Genomic DNA, 21,908 nt, shown 5'->3' with positions numbered 1-21,908 from the left:
CTAATTAATAATTTTGTTCATAATCTTCATCGTGTTCTGCATCATCCCAAGTTGCCAACAGTTGGTCAACCCAGTCGTGCAAATCCGCGTCGTCGATTTCCAAGAGATAACTGTCTTCGTGCCAGTTTACCCATATATGATGTAGTATTTTTTCCAAGCGACTCGTGTCTATGTCTTCATCAGCAAGATCATAAGCCAAATGCAAAATCGTATTTAATCGTTCCGCTGCTTCTTCAGCGTCTTCATCCCAGTTTTCGAGATCCGCTGGCGTAGCCAACACAACATGAACATCTACAAGACTTTTCAAATGATAGTCTCTTGTAAAATATCAACGATCTGTTGTAAACCTAGCCCATCTACAGAATCGAAACGAGCTAATGAGGGACTATCTATATCTAACACACCAACTAAGCGCCTTCCTGATAAAATAGGTATGACTATTTCAGAATTACTCGCTGCATCACAGGCAATATGCCCTTCAAACTGATGCACATCGGTAATGATTTGCGTGGTTCTATTCATAGCTGCCGTTCCGCAGACACCGACTCCCATAGGAATTCGTATACAAGCAGGTTTGCCCTGAAACGGTCCTAACACTAATTCATCGTCTTCAAAAAGATAGAATCCTGCCCAATTAATGTCTTCTAAACTCATAAATAATAGCGCACTTAAATTTGCTAAATTTGCAATTAAGTTACGCTCATCACCTATCAAGGCTTGTGCTTGCTTTGCAAGGCTTTGATAAAAATCAGTTTTTTCTATATCTTTTGACATCTTTACCTTCAGGCTATCGGCTTATTTTTACAACGAGTCGTTATTTAAAGGGATTTTAACCTTCAATCACCAGAATTTCAGCGATTTTTTTAAGCTTTGTGATTTATAAACCATAGATAGCGGCTTGTTGAGAGATAAATTTGCTTAATCTCTCAACAAGCGCGGCGATAAATGTAAGTTAAAATGACGTGGGGATAAGGAGGCTATTTGGCAATACTAAATGACAGTGTCACACTCGCATTTATTTCATTTAATCCTGGTAAATATTGCGCCGCCTCATTAAAAACTGACAGTGAACGAGCAGATGGTTGTGGCGCAGGTTGATAACTCGATGTTTCCTCAACATTCACCACTGAGCCCAATCTGATCTGCAAATTCTTAGCTAAATGTTTGGCGCGCTCGTGACCGTCAGCGATCGCCGCTTCTAACGCATTCAGATAAGCTTGTTGTTGATCTTCTACTTCATAACGAAAGCCATCAATTCTGCTAACTTTCAAGGCAAATAGATCATCTAAAATTGCGGGGTAGTTTTTAAAATTTCGCAACGTAACATTAATATTACGATTGAACACATAGCCTTTTTGAATGTTTGATTGTCTCTCACGCTCATACCAAGGGTATAGACTCAAAGACATTGCTTGGATATCTTGTTCAGCAATTTTGTGTTTAGTTAACACCGACAATATCTTTTGCGTTTTTGAACTGACTAAATCATTTAAAGCCGCAGAATTATCACCTTTCTCCTCTACCGCAATCGTAAATTTTAGAATGTCTGGAGCTTGAAATATGCTGCCCTGCCCTCTAACTGTAATAATGTCACTGCGTGACTCATGGGCGGATATGGCAAAACTAGTTAATAATAAAAAACAAACAACAAATATACGCATTTTATTTTAATCCTTTTTGTGTAATCACAGCGGCTCTATCCATAATGAAGCTGACCTTGATATATTTGTCCTCTTCATTTCCCCATATACATGAGTGTGTGCCAATAACAGCCTCACAGTTATCGGCTTTTCCTAAAATCATTTCTACATCCGATTTTATCATGCCCATTTCAACTCTATCGTAATTTGCATATGTGACTTTTGAGCAACCCGCCAAAAAAACACAGACAATTGAAAACATGATTAGTTTACGTAACATACCTTTACCTTCTATAAAAATGTCTAATACCTAACCGTTAGTTTAACCAAAAAACCAATAGGCCACCAAAATTGCAGTAACAATACCTGCAAAATCAGCAGCAAGGCAGCAAGCAACGGCATAGCGACTATGCTTAATGCCTACAGCCCCTAAATACACGGCTAGAATATAAAACGTGGTTTCTGTTGAACCTTGCAACACCGAAGCAAGTCGCCCCGCAAAAGAGTCAGCTCCATGGTGTTGCATTGTTTCAATCATTAAAGCTCTGGCACCAGAACCGCTTAAAGGTTTCATCAATGCATTAGGTATTGCATCAACAAAACGATTATCGATACCGATGAAGTTTACACCATTGGCAATTATTCCCATCAAGATGTCTAACAAGCCGCTCGCTCTGAGCATTCCTATCGCAAATAACATAGCGATTAAATAAGGAATTAGTGAAATAGCTAATTCAAATCCTTTTTTAGCCCCCTCGACAAACAACTCATAGCAATTGAGCTTTTTATGCGCACCAACACTTAGTACTATGACAATAAAAGTTAATAGCAATCCATTTGCAACTATAGAAGATTGCGCAGCCATTTGCTGAGCACCTAAAGAGGAGAAGTACAGAATTACGGCCGCAATTACGGAAATAATAGCAGCGCCATAAAAGAAGATTACACGGTTAAATAAATTAATTTTTTGTACCCAAGATGTGACCAATAAGCCAACCAATGTGGAAGCAAAAGTAGCCAATAAAATAGGGATAAATACATCCGTAGGGTTAAGCGCTCCTTGTTCTGCTCGGTATAGAAACACAGCGATTGGAAACAACGTCACCGAAGAGGTGTTCATCACTAAAAATATTATTTGCGCGTTGGTCAGACGTGATTGCTGAGTATTAAGGCTTTGCATATCTTGCATTGCTTTTATACCAAAAGGCGTCGCAGCGTTATCTAATCCCAAAACGTTAGCGGATATGTTCATAGTAATACTGCCGATGGCAGGATGCCCTTTAGGGATTTCGGGCATTAAGCGGCACAGCAAGGGCTCCAACACTACCGACAACTTAGTGACTAAACCAGAGCGTTCGGCTACTTGAAAAATCCCTAACCAGAAAGCAAGTACACCTATTAACCCAATGGAAATATCAACGCTCAATTTCGCCATCGAATAAACGGCGTCCATCACGTCTTTAAAACTGCCAATGTGATCATTAAAAATAACTTGCCAGAGTGTGGCGATGAATGCTGACAAAATGAACGCTAGCCAAATTCTATGTAACATAAGTAAGTATCGTATTTAGTAATACCAAGTAAATTACCATAGAATCAATAGGCTGTGAGCAAATCCTGTTTATTAGTTTTTAATAAACAGGACTTTTTATTGAGTTTGGGACTGAGAGTTGCGTCTTTTAGCGATTAATCGCTAGCATTAAGAACTGCTCTTAAACTATCGATGCAATAGTTCACGTTTTGTATATTTGAACCATATCCCATCAGACCAATTCGCCAAACTTTTCCAGCCAATGAGCCTAATCCTGCACCAATTTCTAAGTTGTATTCGTTAAGTAAGGTTTCTCTTACTTTGGCGTCATCAACACCATCGGGAATACTCACGGTATTGAGTTGCGGTAAACGATACTTTTCTTCAACAATGAACTTTAAGCCTAACGCTTGCAGTCCATCTCTTAGTTTAATGTGCATTTCTTGATGACGCTTCCAAGCGGCTTCTAGCCCCTCTTGTTGCAATATCAAAAGCGCTTCATGCAATGCATATAAACTGTTTACCGGTGCAGTATGGTGGTAGGCCCGTTTAGCACCTTTACCCCAATACCCCATAACCAACTCCATGTCGAGGAACCAGCTTTGAATCGGCGTTTTTCTAGCTTTAATGGCGTCGATCGCTAGCTGACTGAACGAAACGGGAGACAAGCCTGGCACGCATGACAAGCATTTTTGTGTACCTGAATAAATCGCATCGATTTGCCAATCATCCACTCTAAGTTCACAGCCACCTAGGGAAGTAACGGCATCCACTAAGGTTAAACAATTATACTGTTTCGCAAGTTTACACAACGCTTGGGCATCATTCTTAACCCCTGTTGAGGTCTCAGCATGTACAAATGCGACAATTTTAGTGTCTTTATTTTCTTCCAATGCTTGTTCTAGTTTTTTTATGTCCGTTGGTTTACCCCATTCGTCTTCAACCATTACGGCGATACCACCACAACGAATCACGTTTTCTTTCATACGCCCACCAAAAACCCCATTTTGGCAGACGATCACTTTGTCACCTGGCTCAACTAAATTAGCAAAGCAGGCTTCCATACCAGCAGAACCTGGCGCTGAAACTGGCATAGTTAATTGATTCTTTGTTTGAAATGCATATTGTAGGAGAGATTTAATCTCATCCATTAGATCAATAAATTGCGGATCTAAATGCCCAATAGTCGGTCTAGATAGCGCCGTCAGTATTCTTGGGTCAACATCTGAAGGTCCAGGCCCCATGAGAGTACGAACCGTTGGTATAAATGATGTAGCTAGTGAAGTCATAAATTACATTCTCAAAAGGTTAAAACTGCCTTAGTGTTACAGGTGACTGACTAAACGACAAGATCAGCATATCCACTATTCATAAAAAGAATGTATTTAGCCAACTGTATTCCCCATATTTCTTTTAATTAGCCAAAATATTGTTCAGTTCACACCAATGATCTGTGGATAAGCTGTAGACAAGGACTGTATAAAGTGTGGTTTAGGTGTTGATAAAGGATGGAAGTCATTTGTTTTTGTGATGCAGGACACTGATTTTTAGACGTTTTTAAATTTAGTTTCAAATTTGTTTAATTTTTGTGCAAAGTTGTTCTAAAATAAATATTCGAATCAATAATTTTGATTTTGAAGACTTCTCCCTGAAGAAGTTGAGTTAGCGCAAGGCTCTTTCCAAGAGCCATTCCCCTAAGCCCGGAACTAGTGATAGTACCGGGCCTTTTTTATAAGGGGGAAAAAACCGCCAAAAAAGCAGTGTAAAATGCCTATACTATTCTTCGATCAGCTCACTCATGTAGCGTTTCGCATTATTCACGTAATGTTCGGCAGAGCCTTTTAACATTGCTTGCTGTTGCTCATTTAGGGTCTTAATAATTTTGGCTGGGCTTCCCATTACAAGGGAACCATCTGGTATTTCCATGTTTTCAGTAACCAAGCTATTTGCGCCAATTAAGCAATAACGACCAATCTTCGCCCCATTTAACACAACAGCATTGATGCCAATTAGGCTGTAGTCACCTATTTCACACCCATGCAACATCACTTTGTGTCCTACCGTTACACCTTTGCCTAGAATTAAGGGGATATCGTAATCCGTGTGCAAAACAGAGCCGTCCTGAATATTCGTATCTGGCCCCACTGTTATCTCGTCACAATCACCACGAATAACAACATTAAACCAAACGCTGCTATTTTCTGCCAAATTAACCGAACCAATCACATGACTACCAGGCGCGATAAACGCGCTCTTTGCAACAACGGCTTTGCGTTTTCCGATTGAATAAATCACATTAACTCTCCTTTAGCCTTTAGTCGCTTCACTTTTTAACTTGTCGCATTAGCCCTTCTTGCATGGTTGAAGCCACAAGAACCCCTTTTTGATTAAAGAACTGACCGCGAACTAACCCTCGTACGCCACCAGTAAATGGACTTTCAGCGACATATAATAACCATTCGTCAAATTTGAATGGGTGATGAAACCACATTGCATGATCTATGGTTGCCATTCTAAGTTGTTTATTTTTAACCGAAATTCCATGGGGCTGCAAACAAGTACCCAGAAAATGGTAATCTGATGCATAGGCCAGCATGGCATGATTTAAGTTTAAATTATCCGCTATGATTTCTTGTGCGCGCATCCATATATAACGCTTCGGCTCCGATTTAACCGGTTCCAAGGGATCTATGGTTTGTACAGTCCTGCTATCGATTGGCTTATGATAACTAATTGCTTCTTGCATTCGCTCAGATATTTGATCCAATGTACTTTCAAAAAAAGTTAAATCAGATTTCACTTCCTGCGGTGGCGGAACATCTGGCATATCGGCAAACTGATGCTCTAAGCCTTTCTCGGGTGTTTGAAAAGACGCAGTCAAATAGAATATGTTTTTGCCATTTTGTATTGCTTTTACGCGACGGGTTGAAAAGCTTCTACCATCTCTGACATTTTCCACATCATATAACACTGGATGGTTTGCATCACCGGGTAATAAAAAGTAAGAATGAAAGGAATGAGAAACTCTACCTTCTGGCAAGGTGTTATGGGCTGCGGCTAACGCTTGTCCCATAACCTGTCCGCCAAATAGCGCGCGGAATCCCAGATCCCAGCTTTGTCCTCTGTAGAGCGAATCTTCGATTTTTTCTAACTGCAATAATGACTTTAATGTCACTTCTGCCATGTACTACTCCCCGTATATTTTTAGCGCTTATTTGTTTTTAATTTTTTTGGATGAAACTTCTCTGGTAAACCCGAAGCATGTTCAAAGTAACGAGTGTCTTTATACGGCAATTTCATAAATCCTGAAATCCCCAACCCTTTAATTTCTGAAACTAAGTCGATAATTTTATTTAATAATGCCTTAAATTCACTCTCCATACTGTGATCCAGTAATGTGTAATAACTATGAATTTTAAGATGTGTAGGTAAAGCTTCAAATATAATGCAACCGGTATGATGAATACTATTTAATTGCCGAATAATTACCATCATATTGTCAGGAAGGGCTAATAACTCATCAGGATCTTCGCCATCTTCAAAATAAGAATGGTTACGACTCTGATCTTCTGTAATGGATGTTTGGCTCAATTCGTAAGGTATTTGCATATGGATATTGGGTTGGTAGGGTAAGTTTTCGTCTTCCCGTTCAATGTGTAAGGTATCTCGCGCATTAAACATACAGCTTTTAAACACCCCTACTCTATGAATCGCTCTTGCTAAAGTAACGACATTGTTCACAGAAACATCAAATGAACGTTTTAATGTTGGATTAAAAAGATTCAAACTAGAATCAATATAAACCCCTTCTGGCAGCCACCTAACTACTAATCCGCCAACAACGGGATATTTACCTAATCTACCCACCGCAGATATAAATGCTTTTTCTGTCTCTCCCATACCTTGCATGTAGTTTTTATAATAACGTTCAAACTGAGCGTCATTTACATAATGTAGGTCGGAAGTAATGTCGTTATTTTCTAGTTTTAAGAATGAGCGTCTAGAACTGTAAACTACCGTATCAATTTCTTTTTTCTTGGCAAAACTCCAAGTAGGAATAAGTGCAACATGATCTTCGACGTCTGTTTCACAAAAGACAATATTTTTCATGAATTTCATGTTTTTAATAAAATAGTCGCCACCCAATTTACGTTGTTTAGGATCTTCACTTAACATCGCGCTAAGCACTTCAGATAATTCCTTGGGTAAGCCGAGGGAATTTGGTTTTATAATGTGTCTACCGAAGCGGCTTGACTGACCTGACGCTAATGCATATAAGGTACTTGCCAGCCCTTGTTCATCGAATCTGGGACTGGATAATTCACCATTTAATTGTTCATCTCCGATGAAATAAACGTCCCCAAGGCGAGCATTGGTTTGTTGCAAATCACTCGACATTAAATCCATAACATTGTTAGCGATATATTGGCCTTGGTGATCCATTTGCGCAAAAACACTGGATCCCCAATCGATTAAGCCAATTGATTCAGTTTGCTCGTCGAACACAATATTGGAAGGTTTAATATCGCCGTGCACAATAGGTTTAGTGATACCTTGCTCTTGGTGTTGTCGTAAAAAAATTAAGATGTCACAAAGTTGTGCTGCGATTTTTGTAATTAGCCTCGCCGATAAAGGTCCTTTTTGCAGTGAATATACTTCTAAATCAACGCCCTTGGCTCTTTCCATTACCAAAATGGCTTGTTTTTTAATCCGTTGAAATTCGATTAGTGATGGTACGAAGGGGTGCTCTACCTGACTTAACATATAAGCTTCATCTTCCAATTGCTCTTGCACATGTTGAGGAAGATTGATCCGAGAAAACTTAAACACTAATTGATTCTGACGTGGATCTTTGCCCGCAAAAGCAAAGCCAAAAGCACCTTTCCCAATTAGCTCTATTTCACTGTAGCCCAATAACTCGAGCTGCTCTTTACACAGTTTTATCCAATCTTTTAACTTTTGTGCATCTTTGTGAGACAAAAGATAAATAGATTGTTCATCAGGAATATAAAAATGTTTTAGATCAGCTACAGTCATTTTAGATGGCCTTAGTTAGTCAGGCTTTTTCAACCATTCTACGTAAGCTTTGCCATGTGCATCATCACCGCCAAGATGCGCGACTAATTCAGGTAAAACATTCTCTAGATCAGTATCCAGTTGCCATGGAGCATTAACGATAATTAAACCAGACCCATACATACCCGCATCACCTTCATTTTCAGTAACATGCATTGCTACATTGAGCACGCTTTTACAATCAAGGGCAGCGATTTCACTGATCATTTTTTCACTTAATCCCGCCTTTTGACCTGCACGACTAGATAAAAGTGGATACCAAATTGCAAAAATGCCAACCGACCATTTCTTAATGGCTTTAGCGAGTGTCATCACAACCTGTTGATATTCGTCAGCGACTTCGTACGATGGGTCTATTAGGACTAATCCCCTTGCAGGAATCGGTGGCAATATTGCTAATAGTCCTTCATAACCATCTCTGTGATGTACACCAACCTTTGCTAAAGATCCAAAATCCGCCAAATTATGGCGTAAATTGTCTATCTCCGTATTGTGCAACTCCATGCATACTATTTTATCCTGCTCACGAAGCATATTAGCAGCAATCAGGGGCGATCCTGGATACTGATTATTTTCAATAAAATCATGTGTAAGTTGTTGATATTCCGCTATATATTGTTGTTCTGACTGGTATGCTTGCATAGCGGTTATGCCAGTTAAAAATTCTTTGGTTTTTTGCGCCTCTAGTCCTTGCAGTTCATACAAACCCGCACCACTGTGAGTATCAATGTAGACTGCGGGCTTAGCTTTGATTTTAAGCTTTTTGATGATCAACATCTGGGTAATATGCTTTAACACATCAGCATGATTACCTGCATGAAAACTATGACGATAACTTAACATTTGAATGGCTACTTATATAACTGAACATCAGCTAATGATACCCAAATAAGCCAGACTCACCAACGTTTAACCAAGAGGTGCCAGATAAAAATTATATGGCACCCTACAACCTAACTTAAGTCAGTCAGCATACTTATTGGGTTTTCGAGATAAGATTTCCACAAATTACTAAACTTAAGCATAGTTGCGCCGTCAATTATGCGGTGATCTCCAGACCAACTTATATGCATTATATTGACCGGAATTACCTTATCATTTAGATCAAAACGAGGTAGTCGTTGAATCTTTCCGAGGGCAACAATTGCACTCTCAGGCTTATTAATTACTGGTGTCGCTGTAGTGCCACCAATCACTCCCACATTGGAAATACTAATTGTACCGCCTTTTAAATCGTTACTAGAAAGTTTACCTTGCCTTGCAAGTCCTACTAATCGTTCGACTTCTTGCGCAATTTCAAACAATGAAAGGTTTTCAACTCCCTTGATATTGGGAACAAGCAAGCCTAATTTGGAATCAACAGCAATACCAATATTGTGTTGTTTGAAATAATTAATTTCAGTGCATTGTTGGTTCACTTGGCTATTTATGATTGGGAACTGTTTTAAAGCCAAAGACAAAGATTTAATGAAAAATGGCATTAAACTTAACTTAGTGCCTTTATTCTCAAACTCCTGTTTAAGGTCGCTACGTACCTTCATTAAGTTATCCATTTCGATCTCGTCACTCACACTAAAGTGCGGAATACTGAACACAGAGTCTGTCATTTGTTTAGCCATTATCGCTTTAATTCCGCGAATGGTTTCAACCTTATTCTCGTGGCTGTCTTGTAATGCTGCATCCTCATTGGTAACCGCATTTTGTAAAGTTTGTGGTTGATTATTTTTGTTTAGATGGGCGGTTATATCATCTTTCAAAACGCGACCTTTTTTACCGCTTCCTAATACGCAGGTAATATCTAAACTATTTTCTCTAGCTAAACGCCTAACAGCGGGACTAGCTAAGGCTTTACGTTTTGCTGACGTGGTTTGGCCAACTTCAGGCGTAGTGCTTTGTGGTTCTGAAATTTTATTGCTATTTACCGATCTAGGCTGACTAGCTTGAGAACCTTCAGAAGTCACAAGAGAATACAATGGGCTATGGACTTTTGCTATCTCCCCTTGTTGATAATATAACTGACTTATGACACCGGAATATTTGGCGGGAATTTCCACAAGTGCCTTATCCGTCATCACTTCAACCACAGCTTGATCTTCTGCAACCGTATCACCTTCTTGAACAAGCCATTTTACGATTTCACATTCAACAATACCTTCACCTATGTCAGGTAAGATAAAATCAATCGCTTCAGTAGATTGTGTCTGGATCCCTTGCTCTTGTTTGCTTGAAGCATGTGCTGGCTGAATCAATTCCTCACTTTTGTGCTGTTGTTCACTATCACTTTGTATTTTGCCTTGTCCACTCTCGGAACCACCATCTAAAGCGAATAGTGGTTCATGGACTTTTGCTATGTCACCAGCTTTGTAATACAGCTTAGTGACTTTGCCAGAATGCATTGCTGGGATCTGCACGGTTGCCTTGTCAGTCATGACCTCAGCAACAGGCTGATCTTCCTCTATCAGATCACCTTCGCTTACCAACCATTCAAGAAGTTCACATTCTACAATTCCTTCGCCAATATCAGGCAATATAAAGTCATTCATGTTGTTCTCCTGATTAATAATTGACTGAGCGCTTAATGGCTTCGTAGGTTTTTAAATGATCTGGCATGTATTCCTTTTCGTGTGACAACGGATAAGGTGTATCTAAGCCACATACTCGAGCTATAGGTGATTCAAGATTTAAGAAACATTTATCTTGCACTGTGGCTGCAATTTCACTGGCAAAGCCGCCTGTTTGTGGAGCTTCATGGTTAATTAACAAACGTCCGGTTTTCACCACTGACTCGCATACGGTTTCTACATCCCAGGGCAATATGCTGCGTAGATCGATAATTTCACAGGAGATACCGTCATTTTCAGCCATCTCAGCTGATTTTTGCAGTATTTCCACTTGCGCGCCCCACGCAAGTAAGGTTATATCGGTGCCATTTTTGACAAGTTCTGCTTTGCCTAGCGTTAATTCGTAATCTTCCTCTGGTACCTCGCCCACAGACGCTCGATAAAGGCGTTTAGGCTCCATAAACAACACTGGATTGTCGTCTCTAATTGAGGCCAATAACAAGCCTTTAGCTTGATATGGATTGCGAGGAATCACTATTTTCATTCCAGGGATATGTGCGAAAAAAGCTTCTGGAGATTGTGAATGATAATGGCCACCAGCAATCCCACCACCGTATGGCGTTCTAATCGTTAAACTACCGCAGGTAAATTGACCGCCAGAACGATATCTAAACTTGGAGGTTTCATTTACGATTTGATCAAAAGCTGGAAAAATATAATCGGCAAATTGAATCTCTGCTATTGCAGTTGAACCTTGTGATGCTAAGCCGTTGGCGAACCCTATTATCCCTTGCTCGGTCAACGGTGTATTAAAACAGCGCTGCTTACCGAACTTTTCTTGTAAGTTGCTGGTTGCTCTAAAAACGCCTCCAAAATGACCGACGTCCTCGCCAAATACCATCGCCGTTTTATCTGCTTCCATTGCCGTTATTAATGCATTATTAACGGCTTGTAACATGTTCATTTTAGTCATTTTTCATTCTCCCTGAAGTCTTCGGATAGGCATCTGGGTACTGACGAATATGTTGTTTGAGTAGTTGCAGTTGTTCTTTTAAATGCCATGGTGGCGTGTCATAAACATCCTCAATAATATCCTCTATGCTATTAATCGGTTCTTTTTCTACTTGTTTTAAGGTTTGCAAAACTTCTTGACGAGACTCGCTAGCGAAGTCTTTGATTGCTTGTTCATCAAACCATCCTTTACTTTTCATCCACTTTTCAAACCGTAAAATAGGATCTTTTAGTTTCCACTTGGCTTCCTCTTCTTTGGAACGATATCCGGTAGGATCATCAGAAGTTGAATGGGCTGCTAGTCGATACGTCATGGCTTCAATTAATACCGGACATTTTTCTTTTAAAGCAACTTCTCTGGCTTTTTTTGTGGCGGCATAAACAGCTAAAACATCATTGCCGTCAACTCTAATCGTGCGAATACCGTAGCCTATTCCGCGAGAAGCAATACCATCTCCAGCAAATTGTTCTTCTGCTGGTGTAGAGATGGCGTAGCCATTATTCCGACATAAGAAAATAACCGGACAATTTAACACTGCGGCCATATTCAGACCTGCATGAAAATCTCCCTCAGAGGCGGCACCTTCACCAAAATAGCAAATAGTTAAGGCATCCAACCCAGCCATTTTTTGACCGTATGAATAGCCTGATGCTTGTGGAATTTGAGTTCCTAATGGAGATGATATAGTCATGAAATTTAATGTTTTATCCCCATAGTGAATAGGCATTTGACGACCTTTGTTTGGGTCTTTTTGATTACTAAACATTTGATCCATAAACTGCTTAGTCGTATATCCGCGATACGCTAATGAACCTTGTTCACGGTATTGAGACATGATCATATCTTGCGGCTCTAACGCTGCGGCACTGCCTATTGTGGCAGCTTCTTCACCTGTACAGGCCAAATAAAAGCTGATCCTGCCTTGTCGTTGTGCGGCAATCATGCGTTCATCTAGAATCCTAATATAGTGCATCGTTTTTAGGATTCTTTGTGACACTTCTTGGTTTAACTCAGCGCACTCCTCGTGGTTGTGAACCTTGCCTTCGGGCGATAATAACTGCAGCATGGGAATATCGACTAAACCGTTGGTGATCATTTCCACGTTATGGACCATCCCAATATCGGAAAGATGATTTCTGTCTTTCATCTAAAAACCTATTTTTAAGAGTTAAATAAACTGTTATCAATATGTTAATTCTAGTTCACAAATAGCGGAGATGTGTTGCGAAAATGAATTGCAGAAATTGCACAAAGTACAGAAGTATTCTAATAAGCCCAATACAATTAGGATGTTTATCCTAATTGTGAATTTACCTAACCATATCTAGTTTATTTGCCTAACAAAGTAGGATTTAACCAATAAAAAGATGATTCAATCAGGGATATGACGATGCAGTTGTATGCTTGTTCAAATTTGCAGGAAGATTAAATAAAATCGGAAAAAAAGGGTCTAAAAATTAGACCCTTTTAAAACTAGTGCAGTTACTCAAACTTACGCTCGCGTTTAGTTTGTATTGTTTCTATGTAGCCATGCCAAGTAGCATAACCAATTAGCGGCATTAACAATACGAATCCAACAAACCCTGTGAGAAAGCCAATTACCACCGCGACAAATATAATCATCGCCCAAACAAACATTGGACCTTTGTTTAACCAAACAGCATTTACAGTAGTTAATACCGCAGTAGCCAAATCTACTTTACGTTCCATCAATATAGGTTGTGTAAAAGCGCTGAGTAAAAATACGATGCCAGTGAAAACGGCCCCTACGCAGGTCCCCAATACTAAGAATGGTAATAACTCTTCTAAGTTATCTCCTAGGTATGAAGGGTACAGTGCGTGGATCATTGAGGCTACGCGTAACCAAAATATCATCAACACCATTAACAATATACCAAATCCCCATTCATTAACTGCATTGCGTTTCACCGCTTTTACGGCGTGCCATAAAGTGGGCTTATGACCTTTACCAAATTCCCAACTGATATCATACAGGCCTGCTGCCAAAAAAGGCCCTATCAACATAAAACAAACCATCGCTGGCAAAATAACCAAGTGCCAACCTGTGAGTGCAACTAAATAAGTAATTAGCCAAGGAATTAGTGCAAAGAACACACCAAAGAAAACGGTTAAAATAGGTGCTCGTAACAGATCTCTAAATCCTAATGCAAGCCATTTAAATGGATCTGAAAACGCTAATTCATTACAAGGAATAACTCGTGCAATATTACTATCTGTTATTGCATTGTGAGGTTCTTCTTGGAAATGCTGTGACATACTTAACTCCAAAATTTTAAATCGATTCGGTTGGAAACACATCTATAATTCAAATTGGACATATCAATAAGTATAAGCAAGCAAGGGAAGTTTGCCATTTATCCGCTGAAATATTGTTCACCTAGATAATTTCCCAAGGTTTAAGATGTCCTCTATGAATATAGCTACAATTAACATATTTGTAACATTATTCAAATAATATTCGATTGGGAGTCGAAATGCTTAGCGATTAAAATCGGCAGGACGCCAACTCAGTGAGGAATTAAAATAACCAAAAAGTGCATTGTTGAGATCAGAAAAACTGGTGATTAATTCTTCTGAATTAGAAACACACCTCCAAACAAAACGATGGCAATTATTTTTGATCAAATCGTAGTCGCTATAATTGTACAATTTCGAAACGGCAGTTTTTGCGGCATGTGGTGAGATTAGCGCCTCTCCTAAATCGTTACAAACCACATAAATACATTCACCACTTCTTTTAGTTAAGAAACGTTGCGGTGAGATACCGCGTATTAAGCCATTCCCTTTTAATTCAATAATATTGCCATCAACCCAAATTCCGGTATGTTCAAACACACCAAATATCCCACAACACACAATAGCGCCGTCTTGAAGGTGAACGAAGGATTGCTCTTCTCCAGGGTAATGTTTCACGTACTGGCGTTTAATTTTATTTGCTCGATGAACTTTGTCACCAGCGTACAGAGCTGCTATTCCAGCCCCTAACCAAATTAATGGAACAGGCATAATGGTGTATTCCTATAATGAACTGCAATTTCAGAGTGCTAGATCTTAAAAAATAAGACAACAATTAGTTTGTAAACAGATGTTATGCAAAAAACATGAGTCTTATATAAAAAAAATTATTAAATCCCTCTTAACACCAACCCCCAGGCTGTATTATTCTGTGTTATCAAATCAAGGTATGGGCATTCATGAAAATAATTAATAAATCCAACAAATTAGAGGGTGTGTGTTACGACATTCGAGGACCGATCCTGGATGCCGCTAAAAAAATGGAAGACGAGGGGCATAGGATCCTCAAACTTAATATAGGTAACCCTGCCCCATTTGGATTTGCAGCCCCAGAAGATATTCTAAAAGACGTTATTCATAATTTGCCTACCGCGCAAGGGTATTCTGACGCCAGTGGCATATACGCAGCTCGTGTAGCCGTGATGCAGTATTACCAGCAAAAGAACATTAAAAATATCTCGGTTGATGACGTCTTCATTGGAAATGGCGTCAGCGAATTAATCGTAATGGCAATGCAAGCTTTGTTGAACAATGGTGATGAAGTGCTGATTCCAAGCCCAGATTATCCATTGTGGACCGCGGCTGTTAGTTTATCCTCTGGTACCCCAGTACATTATAAATGTGATGAACAAGCCGGTTGGTTTCCAGATATTGACGATATTCGCAGTAAGGTCACCGCCAATACCAAAGCAATTGTGCTTATTAATCCAAATAACCCTACCGGTGCGGTATATAGCAAGGCGGTTTTGCAGGACATCATTGAATTAGCAAGAGAATTTAATTTGGTTGTTTTCAGTGATGAGATATATGACAAAATCTTATACGACGACGCCGAACATAATTGTATTGCTGCAATGGCTGACGATTTGTTTTTTATTACGTTAAGTGGTCTTTCGAAAAATTATCGAATTGCTGGTTTTAGAGCCGGTTGGTTGCTGGTTAGCGGAAATAAATTGATCGCTAAAAACTATATTGATGGAATTAACATGCTCGCTTCAATGCGAATGTGTGCCAATGTCCCCTGTCAGTATGCGATTCAAACTGCACTTGGTGGATACCAAAGTATTAATGATTTAATTGTTGATGGCGGTCGCTTAAAAATACAGCGAGATATTGCCACTAAAATGTTAAATGACATTGATGGTATCAGTTGCGTAGTACCAAAAGGTGCAATGTACTGTTTCGCCAAAGTTGATGCCGAAAAATTTAATATTACTAACGATGAACAAATGATCTTGGATCTATTAACCAAAGAAAAGATCCTGTTAGTACACGGAAAAGCATTCAACTTTAAAGATGGTTGCTACTTTAGGTTGGTTTTTCTACCCCATAAAGATGAACTGGAAACGGCCATTAATCGTATTGGTAATTTCTTCTCTTACTACAAGCAAGTGTAATTAAGCACAACTTCAAATGAGAGTGTAATTATCTACACTCTCATTTTTAAAACACTTACATTAATAATGTAGTTTGCAATACAAATAGCAGAAAAGTTCAACACTTCGATGTATCATTTACCCTAACTGCTAATTGTTTTCGTAAATAGGTGGATCTAAGCCTATTCCTTCATCAAAAACTCATTTATTACTTGGTAAAATCAAAGGTCGTTATTATGAACCAAAGTACATTTATGGCATGGATAATTAGAATGCCATTACTAGAGCGTTGGGCGTTAATGCATTGCTTTCAATCAGAAAATGTATCTGAGCACTGTCATCAAGTGGCCGTGATTGCGCATTTGTTAACAGTGATTAAAAATAAGCGCTTTAATGGCAAGTTAAATCCAGAAAGAGCCGCTACTTTAGCCTTGTATCACGAAGTTTCAGAAACCAAGCTGCAAGATATCAACACCAATACAAAGTACCATAACCCTGAATTCACTAAAGCATTTAAAATGCTCGAAGACCTAGCTGAAAAAGAATGTTTGTCAACGTTACCTGAAGATTTACGCAGCGAAATGAAACCTTTGTTAGTGCAGTCTGAAGTTGATCCTGAATATAAAGCCATTGTAAAAGCGGCTGATATTTTACAAGCCTATGTGAAAACTATGAATGAGCTACGTTTTCATAACGATGAATTTTTACACGTTAAAGACAAACTAGATAAAACCATACAAGAACTTATCGTTACCATGCCTGAAGTTGAATGTTTTGTAGAAATATTTTTGGACAGTTGCACTACAACCCTAGATAAGTTGTCTGAAACCCAGCTATAAACAACGCTTCGCTCACAAAATTTAATCTTTAAGTGGCTTAATTCACAGTTTATTGAGTCACTCAAAAGATACGTTCTCCCCATCCGTTGCGCTTAGCTCAAAGAAATAACGTCTTTGACTATTATTTTGTTAGCCTACTTCTGAGCCCTAACTACACCTTAGCTAATGTCAAAAAGAGTCAATTTTTGCGTTGTACTGTGGAACAGGAATTTTTCCTATATGAAGTTCATTTAGCGATGTATAGCATATGTTTTTTGTTAAATAAAAGTGAATAAAAAGCATGACTCTGAAACCAACGCTAATCAGTACGGCGATACTGTCATCGTTATTACTGGCCTCATACCCCACTCAAGCTGTAGATAACATTGCGGACATTGAAAAGCTAACGGTTAATGGTATTTTGCCATCAAGGCTTGAAGCTGTTGCCGGCTCTTTTGATATTCTTGGAGAGGACTATTTACAGGCTCGTCGTCCAATTTCGGTAAATGAGCAGTTAAGAGCACTGCCAGGCATAATGGTTGTCGCAGATGGCAGTATGAGTTTTGATTTAAATATCGGTATCCGAGGACAAAACCCACGGCGCAGTGCGAAAGCGATGGTGATGGAAGATGGTATGCCTCTTCAGTTAGCTCCCTACACGGATCCGGTGAATCACTATGCTACGCCTTCAACATCGGTTACTCGAGTAGAAGTTGTAAAAGGTGCTGGTCAGATTTTATATGGACCTCAAACATTAGCCGGAGCAGTCAATTTTGTGACCAAAGCGGTGCCAAGAAATGGTGAAATTCAAGGTAGCTTTACATCTCGTTTCGGTAATCAAAATTTCCAAGGTTTACATGGAAGTGTTGGTTATGGAAACGACAAAGGTGGCCTTATGTTTGAACTGGCACAAACTAAAGGTGATGGTATTTTTTACAACAGTGACTACGACATCAAAGACTATCGATTTAAGGGCGAATACAACATTACCGATAAGCAAAAAATAGGGCTCAAGGTAGTTCACACAAAAGATCGTCGCAATCAAACGGAAAACTATCTCACTCGCGATGAATATGCAAACGACCCTTACGATCACCCTACGGCGGAGCTAGACAAATGGCAACAAGACCGTGACATTGTACAACTCACCCATACATTTGAGGTTAATAACAAGCTCACCTTGAGCTCTCAGGCTTACTACAGCGATATTTTTCGTAATGGTCTTCGGGGTTCGAATAGCGGCAGAGAGGTTGACGGAGTTTGGGAGTCTCGGCTACGTAATTGTGATGCTATAGGTGATACCAACGGCGACGGTAATATAACGGTTTCCGATATTGCTAACTCTGATATTAATTTATGCGGCGGTCGTCATGCTCCCCGTCAGTATTTTACTTGGGGCGCAGAAAGTCGCGCTGACTTTGCACATAACCTATTCAACCTTGAAAATGATGTGATTGTTGGGGTACGTTTTCATAAGGAAGAAATACATCGTCAACAAGTATATGCAACCACAACTGCACAGCGCTTGGATTACCAATTAGCCTTAGTCGAAGGCGACGATCTCGAAGGGGAGCGTTTCGACGGATACGCAGTGTCTTATTATGCGCAAAATACCACCTATATCGATAATTGGTCTGTTACAGCTGGTTTTCGCTTTGAAGATGTAAGAACCAGAGACAGTGACGATTTCTCCACTAATAGCGTATCTGACGATTATACTAAGTTCCTGCCAAGCTTAAGTATCGCTTGGAATGGCATAAATAACACAACCGTTTTTGCAGGCGTTCACAAAGGCATATCACCAGCTCGAGCAGATCGCGATCTTGATGCTTCTGGAGCACGCGCCGTACCAGAAGAAAGTACCTTATATGAAGTCGGTATGAGGTCAAATTACGCAAAAGGGGTGATGTTTTCTGGCGCAATCTTCCATAACGATATTGAAAATACTATCGTTGATAATGGCGCAACATTTGATAACAGTGGCGAAAGCGAACAGCAAGGTATTGAACTAGCTGGTCGGATTAACTTTGCTGACATTTATGGGCAAACAAATAATGTCTATTTGTCTGGCGCTTATACTAATTTATGGACAGCTAAATACATCAAGGCTTCTGACCCAGATAATGATGGCAATCGAATGCAGTATGCTCCTAAGCAATTGATCAATCTTGATTTTGGTTATGAACATGCCAGTGGCATTGATGCAAGGATTGGCGTTCAGTATGTGGGAGAGCAATTTGTAGATGATGAAAACACCCAAGAAGAAAGTGCCAATGGCATTGAGGGGACAATATCAAGCTACACAATTTGGAATGCAACCGTGAACTACTATATTCCAGATACCCAAGTAACGTTATTTGCTAGCATCGAAAATGTGTTTGATAAAACTTATTTAGTCAGCCGAAATGAGGGCAAGTTAGCAGGTCGTGAACGTTTGTTCTTTGGAGGTATTACCTTTAATTTTTAAGCGGTTTAATTGCTACTCGAAGCAAACTCAAAAGGATGAACAAGTGCGGTTTACCACTCAGTACTTGTTCATCTTTAAATTTTTTAAAAAGAAGCACAAACATCCAATAATCAGCACACCGATAAATCCCTAAGACTCCTACACTTTATTGGCTACCTATAAACCTCATACTGGCCTCGATTATAAGAAAGCTAAGTATTGCAATAGCTAAAATAAATCTCCCTTTAACAACTCAAAACCAATCTTACCCCACTTTTCCCCCTTAGTTCCAAAGTATGAGAAATTTGAACCCAAGGAACAATGCCTATGGTGCCTGAGATGAGTATGATCAAAAGTACAGAATCAAGAGACGGATATTGGAATTCTACAAAATGAGTATGCGCGCTCTTATCAACTTTAGAATTATTGCCTCAGTCATAGTGATTTTAATTTTCAGTATTATTATTGCGGTATGGCAAGCTAGAGTCTCTGTTGAAAAAGAAGTTCGCTCATCGATTAACCTAGCCGTCCAAATGATTGAATTTGGGTTTGACCATCTGTCTTCCGGAAGCGAACAAAAGCATGCTTGGTTTGAGAAAATTGCCACTATGCAGCCAGCGAGGCACCTGAATATATCCATTGAAAACACCAAACGCTCAACCGTCAAGGGTGAAAGCCATTATCAAAATCCAGAAGAAAATGCGGCTCCACGCTGGTTTATTAAGTCTGTAATGGCGGATTTCCTAACTCATAATTACGATATGGAAATTGCAGATGGATCAGTAGAAACGATTTTCATTACCGCTGATCCTATGGATGAAATTAACGAAGCCTGGGGAGAAACGAAAGTATTTTTCGGCTCAATAGCACTGATGCTATCGGTAATATTCTTAACCGTAAACCTCGTTTTTAACTCCATGCTAAAAGCCGTTAAAGCGATTCTATCTGGCTTACGTCAAGTTGAAACTGGCCATTTTGATTTGCAATTACCGCATTTTAAAATTAGTGAATTTAATACCATTGCAATGGAAATTAACGGTATGAGTCGGGCGTTAAAAAACGCACAAACAAATAATCAAGCGTTAGCCCTGCACAGCATGAAGATTCAGGAAACTGAACGACAAAATATGTCTCGCGAATTACATGATGAAATGGGCCAATCTTTAACAGCAATCAAAGCGATGGCCGTAACATGCCAACAACCGAAAACCGATGTAAAGGCGATTACCGATTCTATTATTAAAATTTGTGACCATTTATCTGTTGTTGTTCGCTCAATGATGAAAACGCTTCACCCTCTTAGTTTGTCAGAGCTTGGTTTAGGCGCAACCTTGTCGGAATTGGTCACCGAATGGCAGCGACGAAATGAAACATTATGCTTTGATCTTGAATACGACCCGTCATTGGAAAGCTTAAGTGATGAAATTGCGATCCATGTTTATCGAATAGTCCAAGAATGTCTAACTAACGTTGTGCGTCATGCAAACGCGTCAAAAGTAGAGGTTCTTATCAACAAAGACGCTGATCAGGTAAAAATTACAGTAACGGATGATGGTCAAGGTAAACAATTCAATCCAGCCGGGTTTGGTTTATTAGGTATGCGCGAACGGGCTGAAAACCTAGGTGGCCAATTCCATATTGAGTCCATCGAAAACTATGGTGTAAAAGTCACAGTGGAACTGCCTTATTGGGAAGACAAGTAATGCAAACAAATAAATTGAAGGTCTTGTTAGTAGATGATCATATGGTCGTGAGGGCTGGATTTAGAATGTTACTCGCCTCGCAAGATTTTATCGGTGATATTGTTGATATTGAACGTGGTGAATTAGCAACCAAAGAATATCGGCGTTTTAAACCTGATGTGGTTGTTATGGATTTATCGATGCCTGGAATTGGTGGTCTTGAAACCATACGTCGGTTATGCAAATGTTATCACGGTGCGCTCATTTTAGTGTACAGCATTCATGATGAGAAGATTTATGTAGAGCGCGCATTAGATGCAGGAGCAAAAGGTTACGTCACTAAAAACAGTGCTGCAGAAGTCTTAGCTGAAGCGGTTGCGGTTATTGCAAGTGGTAAGGAATATATAGAAAAAGGCTTGTTACCCAACAATACTGAAATACGCTTCAATGGACCGAAAAAGACCAAACATAAACTTAATCTCCTTTCGCCAAGAGAATTTGATGTTTTCAGGCTGTTATCTAAAGGTTTAAACGCTCACAACGTTGCCAATGAGCTTAGTCTGAGTTACAAAACAATTTGTAACTACAATACACAAATTAAAAACAAACTGAATGCTAGCACATCAGCAGAACTGGCGAATATCGCCATGGTTCATAATATTATTTAAATCCAACGAAATGAGAAAATGAGCTTAAATACTTCGCTATCAATATGCTGGTTAACGACTAG

At 39.5% G+C, this 21,908-nt stretch carries 20 protein-coding genes; 5 read left to right on the top strand and 15 right to left on the bottom strand.

Translation table 11 applies throughout. The features are described 5' to 3' along the window. Positions 1–4: 4 nt before the first annotated feature. The 15 genes from KO530_RS01325 to KO530_RS01255 all read right to left on the bottom strand — a co-directional run bounded on the left by KO530_RS01325 (position 5) and on the right by KO530_RS01255 (position 14,847). Positions 5–307 carry a hypothetical protein gene (locus KO530_RS01325; RefSeq protein ID WP_216046581.1) on the bottom strand — a complete coding sequence of 101 codons (303 nt, stop codon included), beginning with the start codon at positions 305–307 and terminating at the stop codon, positions 5–7. Then, positions 304–774, bottom strand: a complete 471-nt coding sequence (locus KO530_RS01320; RefSeq protein ID WP_252728702.1) for a GAF domain-containing protein — start codon at positions 772–774, stop codon at positions 304–306. Before KO530_RS01320 ends, KO530_RS01325 begins: the two co-directional genes overlap by 4 nt. A gap of 203 nt (positions 775–977) precedes the next feature. After that, positions 978–1,661 carry an SIMPL domain-containing protein gene (locus KO530_RS01315; protein WP_216046580.1) on the bottom strand — a complete coding sequence of 228 codons (684 nt, stop codon included), beginning with the start codon at positions 1,659–1,661 and terminating at the stop codon, positions 978–980. 1 nt (position 1,662) lies between these two features. Next, the gene (locus KO530_RS01310; protein WP_216046579.1) at positions 1,663–1,920 is read right to left on the bottom strand and encodes a DUF3862 domain-containing protein; all 258 of its coding nucleotides are present in this window, start codon (positions 1,918–1,920) and stop codon (positions 1,663–1,665) included. Positions 1,921–1,962: 42 nt separating this feature from the next. After that, on the bottom strand, positions 1,963–3,192 hold the full coding sequence (locus tag KO530_RS01305) for a nucleoside recognition domain-containing protein (protein WP_216046578.1): 1,230 nt from the start codon (positions 3,190–3,192) through the stop codon (positions 1,963–1,965). Positions 3,193–3,326: 134 nt separating this feature from the next. Further along, on the bottom strand, positions 3,327–4,460 hold the full coding sequence (locus KO530_RS01300) for a pyridoxal-phosphate-dependent aminotransferase family protein (RefSeq protein WP_216046577.1): 1,134 nt from the start codon (positions 4,458–4,460) through the stop codon (positions 3,327–3,329). Positions 4,461–4,947: 487 nt separating this feature from the next. Then, positions 4,948–5,466, bottom strand: a complete 519-nt coding sequence (locus KO530_RS01295; protein ID WP_216046576.1) for a gamma carbonic anhydrase family protein — start codon at positions 5,464–5,466, stop codon at positions 4,948–4,950. A gap of 28 nt (positions 5,467–5,494) precedes the next feature. Beyond that, positions 5,495–6,355, bottom strand: a complete 861-nt coding sequence (locus KO530_RS01290; RefSeq protein WP_216046575.1) for an acyl-CoA thioesterase — start codon at positions 6,353–6,355, stop codon at positions 5,495–5,497. A 20-nt stretch (positions 6,356–6,375) separates the two neighbouring features. Further along, positions 6,376–8,208, bottom strand: coding sequence for a protein kinase domain-containing protein (locus tag KO530_RS01285; protein ID WP_216046574.1), 1,833 nt, complete (start codon positions 8,206–8,208; stop codon positions 6,376–6,378). 15 nt (positions 8,209–8,223) lie between these two features. Next, a complete protein-coding gene (locus KO530_RS01280; protein ID WP_216046573.1) occupies positions 8,224–9,090 on the bottom strand; it encodes a 23S rRNA (adenine(2030)-N(6))-methyltransferase RlmJ in 867 nt (288 codons plus the stop codon). Between the two features lie 110 nt (positions 9,091–9,200). Continuing rightward, entirely contained in the window at positions 9,201–10,790 is a 1,590-nt protein-coding gene (locus tag KO530_RS01275) for a dihydrolipoyllysine-residue acetyltransferase (RefSeq protein WP_216046572.1), read from the bottom strand. 13 nt (positions 10,791–10,803) lie between these two features. Then, a complete protein-coding gene (locus KO530_RS01270; protein WP_216046571.1) occupies positions 10,804–11,781 on the bottom strand; it encodes an alpha-ketoacid dehydrogenase subunit beta in 978 nt (325 codons plus the stop codon). Continuing rightward, on the bottom strand, positions 11,774–12,967 hold the full coding sequence (locus KO530_RS01265) for a thiamine pyrophosphate-dependent dehydrogenase E1 component subunit alpha (RefSeq protein ID WP_216046570.1): 1,194 nt from the start codon (positions 12,965–12,967) through the stop codon (positions 11,774–11,776). The genes KO530_RS01270 and KO530_RS01265 overlap by 8 nt, the downstream gene beginning before the upstream one ends. 335 nt (positions 12,968–13,302) lie before the next feature. Further along, entirely contained in the window at positions 13,303–14,097 is a 795-nt protein-coding gene (locus KO530_RS01260) for a DUF2189 domain-containing protein (RefSeq protein WP_216046569.1), read from the bottom strand. 222 nt (positions 14,098–14,319) lie between these two features. Further along, positions 14,320–14,847 carry a hypothetical protein gene (locus tag KO530_RS01255; protein ID WP_216046568.1) on the bottom strand — a complete coding sequence of 176 codons (528 nt, stop codon included), beginning with the start codon at positions 14,845–14,847 and terminating at the stop codon, positions 14,320–14,322. 188 nt (positions 14,848–15,035) lie between these two features. On the opposite strand from KO530_RS01255, the gene KO530_RS01250 reads away from it, so the two are divergent. The 5 genes from KO530_RS01250 to KO530_RS01230 all read left to right on the top strand — a co-directional run bounded on the left by KO530_RS01250 (position 15,036) and on the right by KO530_RS01230 (position 21,846). Beyond that, the gene (locus KO530_RS01250) at positions 15,036–16,253 is read left to right on the top strand and encodes a pyridoxal phosphate-dependent aminotransferase (protein ID WP_216046567.1); all 1,218 of its coding nucleotides are present in this window, start codon (positions 15,036–15,038) and stop codon (positions 16,251–16,253) included. Positions 16,254–16,468: 215 nt separating this feature from the next. Beyond that, positions 16,469–17,071, top strand: coding sequence for a 5'-deoxynucleotidase (gene yfbR, locus KO530_RS01245; RefSeq protein ID WP_216046566.1), 603 nt, complete (start codon positions 16,469–16,471; stop codon positions 17,069–17,071). Positions 17,072–17,351: 280 nt separating this feature from the next. Continuing rightward, positions 17,352–19,517 (top strand): TonB-dependent receptor family protein, encoded by a 2,166-nt coding sequence (locus tag KO530_RS01240; RefSeq protein WP_216046565.1) that lies wholly within the window; start codon positions 17,352–17,354, stop codon positions 19,515–19,517. Between the two features lie 371 nt (positions 19,518–19,888). Beyond that, a complete protein-coding gene (locus KO530_RS01235; protein WP_216046564.1) occupies positions 19,889–21,199 on the top strand; it encodes a sensor histidine kinase in 1,311 nt (436 codons plus the stop codon). Beyond that, complete coding sequence (locus KO530_RS01230) at positions 21,199–21,846, top strand: response regulator transcription factor (protein ID WP_216046563.1); 648 nt, start codon at positions 21,199–21,201, stop codon at positions 21,844–21,846. Before KO530_RS01235 ends, KO530_RS01230 begins: the two co-directional genes overlap by 1 nt. Positions 21,847–21,908 lie beyond the last annotated feature (62 nt).

Origin of the sequence: Aliiglaciecola lipolytica, from assembly GCF_018860635.1 — a bacterium.
GTDB classification, from domain to species: domain Bacteria; phylum Pseudomonadota; class Gammaproteobacteria; order Enterobacterales; family Alteromonadaceae; genus Aliiglaciecola; species Aliiglaciecola lipolytica_A.
This window is presented reverse-complemented; position numbering and strand designations above follow the sequence as displayed.